Below are 4,609 nucleotides of genomic sequence, written 5' to 3'. Positions count from 1 at the left end.
CACCAACTCCCCGGCCTGCTGCTGGGTCCGCGCCGTGCCCTCCTTGAGCAGGCGGATGAAACGAACCCGGTCCCGGAGACGGGACTGCGGTTGCCTTTTCTCCTCCTCGAGAAGTTCGACAACCTCCTCCCTGATGAGTTGTTGATAGTCTAGATGTGCCATGCCCCTAAAACAAAGCATGCGTAAAATCATTCAATATTGGTATAACTCCTCAAGTAAAATGAAAAACTCCTTTACGTTCAAAGACGTTAAACTTACCATAGAGCGGTCTTCGGTTTGGCTTTTTTTAGGTAGTGCATAACCTTAAAAGCTGTGCCGGGGCCGCTTTAGCTCGTTTTTATCTCGTAATTAATTTACCGTAATAGCCTTCATTACTTATTGCCGTTGCAATGCTTGTTTAACTGTTTCTTTGTTGGGTTTAGAGACGGGTATTTTTTCTCCAGACGTTAGGAGTAGGATACCACCATCTTCTTTTAACCAGCTTTTTACATATTTCGGATTTACTAAATGACTTTGATGGGTTCTTAAAAATCCGTTAGGGCGCAGTAAATCCGCATATTCTTTAAGCGATTTAGAGACCAATATTTTTTCGCTATTGGCCAAAAAGAAACAGGTGTAAGTATTGTCTGCTTCGCAACGTATAATTTCTGATAAAGTAACATACCGTGTTTCGCTTTGCATTTGTATGGCAATTGTGCTAACGTTCGTATCCGGCTTTTTCAATTGTTGCAGTAAAAAATCGAGCTGAGAAGTCTGTCTTTGTGTTGCCAGTTTGTATTCAGCTTTATTCACCGCATTTATCAATTCTTCAATATCAATAGGTTTTAAAAGATAATCCAAGGCGGCAAACTTTACAGCTTGTATGCCATATTGATCGTAAGCGGTGACAAAAATAACCTCGAAATTCCGCCTTGGAAGGAGTTTCAGTACATCGAAACCTGTTTGCTCGCCCATTTGAATATCCAGAAATACTAAATCAGGTAAAAACTTTTCAATAGCATCAACCGCAGCACTTACACTTTGCGCTGTTGCCATTATAGTTACCCGCGGACAGTGCTTTTCCAGCAGAGTCCGAAGGTTTTCTAAGTTGGAAATTTCGTCATCTATTAAAATTGCCCTCATTATGTTATAGCCAATCGGATAATGTTAAGCTTGCTTTAGTGCCGTTAGTGGCTGATTGTATAGCCAGCGAAAAGCGATTTTCTTTGTAAATGCTGTTTAACAGTGCTATTCTGCTCTCACTTAATAGCAGGCCCAAGCCATCGTTCTTTTTTTCAGCGTCAAATCCGTTTCCATTGTCGGTAACGGTTAACGTCAAGTCATTTGCCTGCTTAGTGAATGTGATGTTAATTTTTCCATCAGTGGCTTTTTTCGAAATGCCGTGCTTCACCGCATTTTCCACCAAAGGCTGTAGCAGCATACTTGGTATTTCTATGTTCTCTAAATCTAAGCCTACGGAGTGATTTATTTCGTACTTAAAGCCGAACCGCAATTGCTCCATTTGCAGGTAATCGTCCAGTAAAGTTTTTTCCTGTGATAAACTAATCAGTTCCTTGCCGTCAAGTACATTACGGGTTAATCGGGCAAATTTAGAAAGGTATTTATTGGCATTATCTATTTCGTTTTTGTTCATTAAATTTTGAATGCCAGAGAGTGCATTGAACAGAAAATGAGGGTTTAATTGAGAACGAATAGAGTTAAGTTGAAGTTTTGCCGTGTTTTTTTGCTGCTCTTTTTCTGCCAGCTTTCTTTTGTTTCTTTTTTTTGTGAAGTAAAGAATAATAAGAAAGACTAATCCAATAGAAAATGCGACGATGAGCGTATATATTCAGAGTTCTTTTTTGGTGTAGTTTTTTTCATCTAAAGTTATAGAAAGCGTATGTCTGGTAATATACTTTTCTATGTCATTTGGTGAAAAATCGCAATCTCTGCATCCAGTCCATTTAATCAATGGCTGAATAATGATTTCATAATCTCCCGATTTTTTGAAGACGCCTTTGTCGATCTTCACATAAGGTAAAAGCTGATGTTCTTCAACATAGCCGCCATACTGCCAGGCAGTGGATTCGAAAATAGTTTTATTTGTTTGCTTGTCTTTTATTGTGGTGTAGTAGAGATAGTCAATTTCTGATTTGTCTTTTAGTATGGTTAATTCGTCGTCTTTTTCAGTGAAAGTGAGAACTGTTCTTTCTTTTGGGTCGGTAATGTTGCTGTAGTCAACGCCATTTTCAACTGAAAAACGCTTTGAAAAACCTTTAATCTTTGCTCTTGGAATGGGCTTCCCGTAAAAAACAGCTTTGTCAATATCGAGAGGTTTTTCGATGCTGTAAATTAATGTTGTGATAGTTTTGCCTTTAATAGGGAAAACACCAAGTGTTGTAGACCTGAATACTTCATGTGGATCTATATCAACATCTTTTAGTTGTGCTTTGTTGATCGGCTTGTTTACCACTAGTGGTTTGTCATCCACCAAAATTGTGTAGCGATAGTGCTGTACACTATCTGCCTTTCTAAAATTAATTTGGATGCTTACATTGTTGACTTCAGGCAAATAATTGAAGGAGGTACGAGGTTGATTGGGGAATATAGTGTTATAATAAACGTTTTTGGCTGAACTGTCCACACTCATGAGTAGTTTTCCTCCAGCAGCGTACTTTCTGGAAAAGTCGTTGCCTTTTTGTGCATTTACAGTAGAGACCGCAACAATGAAGCTGAGAAGTATGAAGATTATCCTTTTCATAATGTTAAGTTTTATTTTCATCTAACTTATGGCAATAATAGCCAAACTAAAACCATGAAACAGGAAATGCAGTGTTTGAAATAGTATATATATTATTTTGTGCAGTATTTCAATATTGAAAAAATAGTATATAACGTATAGTGTGGTTAACAACAGCAGATATCAGCTTTCATGCTGGCCAACAAACGTGGCGAAGAAGCACTTTCACTGAATACACACTTTCTTTGGGCATTTTTGGACAGCTAAAAATTTCCAAATTTAACAGCTTTAAGCTTTGTTCATCCAGGTCTTATATTAACATATAATTACTTATATAACAAATAGACTCCCCGAGATGAGGAGTCTTCAATGTTTTTTTGGTCTATAAACCATATGATGTCAATGAATATCCCTGGATAGAGCCCGGATTTTTACATACCGCAACCGCGCCGGATGGCTCGCTGGGCTTTAGCCAGCGATGCCACGTGGCCGCAGAGATGCCGCCTAAAGTTACTCGCTCCGGTCTAGGAAGCCTGACATTCATAGAGGCCTGCTCTTTTTCTATAGTACTGCCCTACCAAAGGGTCTTCTTTGTCATTTGAGTCAAGCAGCTTCGTAAATCCCCGATCTGGATTTAGTGAGACCTCAACGGCTGTCCATTGTAATATTATAACCTTCATAATCTGACTGTTGTTTAAACTATATTGATTTGATGTAATGTAGATTGCGGCATGTTACTTATACAGGCCACATAATCCTTCCTAACCCAAAGTTTATTAAACCAGCTCCTTACATTAAACAAATTATTTATATCTTTTCTTATTTATATATAATATATAACGCAAACAATATTGCCACACGAAGGCCACACTTATGAGAAAAATCTACCTATTGCCTGTCCTGCTCATCTTTCTCTTTGCATCCTGCAATAATGAGGGCGGTACCCCAGCCCCTGAGCCTGCTGAAATAGAAGCCCCCTGCATGGTGCTCGAAGAAAACATGAGCTCTTTCACCGGCATAGGTAATCGAACAGCTGCTGTGGAATATGAAGCAGAAGTGCGTATTGCGTCCGTTACCTATACAGAAAGGAACGAACCTGAACTTATTAATAAGTATGAACGGAACCCTGCCGGGAAGATCAGCAAAATTCAAACATTTCATGGCCCTAACGTTGTATGGGAGATGGGCCTGGAGTATAATTCCCAGGGTGATGTAATAAGAGCGACCACATCTGCCAGTGGGGGTACCATTGTTTCAATAGAGTATCAATACGATCTACAAGGAAATATAACGAAGACCGCAAGGACAGTGGAGAACAATGGGGGAACAGAAACCCGAGTCAAAATCTACGAGTACATAAACGGCAACCTAGCCAAAATGATAGTTGAGTATGGAGCAAACGGTTACCTTGTTGACGAGTACGTCTATGAATATTACCTTGACAAGCCGGCTTTCCCATTAGAATACGATAATGCCTTCAATCCATCTGTAGACCTTGGGACCCCTCCAAGAACCTGCTGAAGAGGTATACCCTGACGTACCCCAATCAAGAGAGCAAGAAACAAGTTGTTGACTTTACCTATAAGTTGAATGAGACAGGAATGCCAACCAGGATAACCAGAACATCTGTCGTTTACGACGACGGTGCCTTTTTTGACTACGCACAATACTCATTAGTTACCACTCGCTCCTACAAGTGTGAGTAATGGCTATCCCTCTGCATAAAACCGTGCACCTAGCAGAAGCACTCATCAGGACGGTAGTTTTAAGAAGGAAACAGTACGGCTCCTTATTTGTCCAGAATATTACTTTCGAGGCTGTAAAATGAACTGTGTCAAAGGATTAGGAGTACTACCTTTAACACAGCAGACATGGAAGAGAAAAACCAAC

General features: G+C 39.7%; 4 protein-coding genes. 1 reads left to right on the top strand and 3 read right to left on the bottom strand.

The features are described from left to right. Positions 1-375 precede the first annotated feature (375 nt). From MKJ04_RS22645 to MKJ04_RS22635, 3 genes are all read right to left on the bottom strand, one after another. Positions 376-1,122, bottom strand: a complete 747-nt coding sequence (locus MKJ04_RS22645; protein ID WP_241644464.1) for a LytR/AlgR family response regulator transcription factor — start codon at positions 1,120-1,122, stop codon at positions 376-378. A gap of 4 nt (positions 1,123-1,126) precedes the next feature. After that, entirely contained in the window at positions 1,127-1,693 is a 567-nt protein-coding gene (locus MKJ04_RS22640) for a sensor histidine kinase (RefSeq protein ID WP_317246740.1), read from the bottom strand. A gap of 135 nt (positions 1,694-1,828) precedes the next feature. Beyond that, the gene (locus MKJ04_RS22635; RefSeq protein WP_241644462.1) at positions 1,829-2,740 is read right to left on the bottom strand and encodes a hypothetical protein; all 912 of its coding nucleotides are present in this window, start codon (positions 2,738-2,740) and stop codon (positions 1,829-1,831) included. Between the two features lie 852 nt (positions 2,741-3,592). On the opposite strand from MKJ04_RS22635, the gene MKJ04_RS22630 reads away from it, so the two are divergent. After that, positions 3,593-4,240 (top strand): hypothetical protein, encoded by a 648-nt coding sequence (locus MKJ04_RS22630; RefSeq protein ID WP_241644460.1) that lies wholly within the window; start codon positions 3,593-3,595, stop codon positions 4,238-4,240. Positions 4,241-4,609: the final 369 nt, after the last annotated feature.

The sequence above is a fragment of the Pontibacter sp. E15-1 genome, assembly GCF_022601975.1.
GTDB lineage: Bacteria > Bacteroidota > Bacteroidia > Cytophagales > Hymenobacteraceae > Pontibacter.
Note: the sequence above shows the minus strand (reverse complement) of the source record. Positions and strands in the feature narration are given on the sequence as shown.

What these genes read in the sequence shown, in the direction of transcription:
- MKJ04_RS22630 (WP_241644460.1), top strand. Translation starts at nt 3,593, where the DNA reads ATGAGAAAAATCTACCTATTGCCTGTCCTGCTCATCTTTCTCTTTGCA.
- MKJ04_RS22645 (WP_241644464.1), bottom strand. Translation starts at nt 1,122, where the DNA reads ATGAGGGCAATTTTAATAGATGACGAAATTTCCAACTTAGAAAACCTT.
- MKJ04_RS22635 (WP_241644462.1), bottom strand. Translation starts at nt 2,740, where the DNA reads ATGAAAAGGATAATCTTCATACTTCTCAGCTTCATTGTTGCGGTCTCT.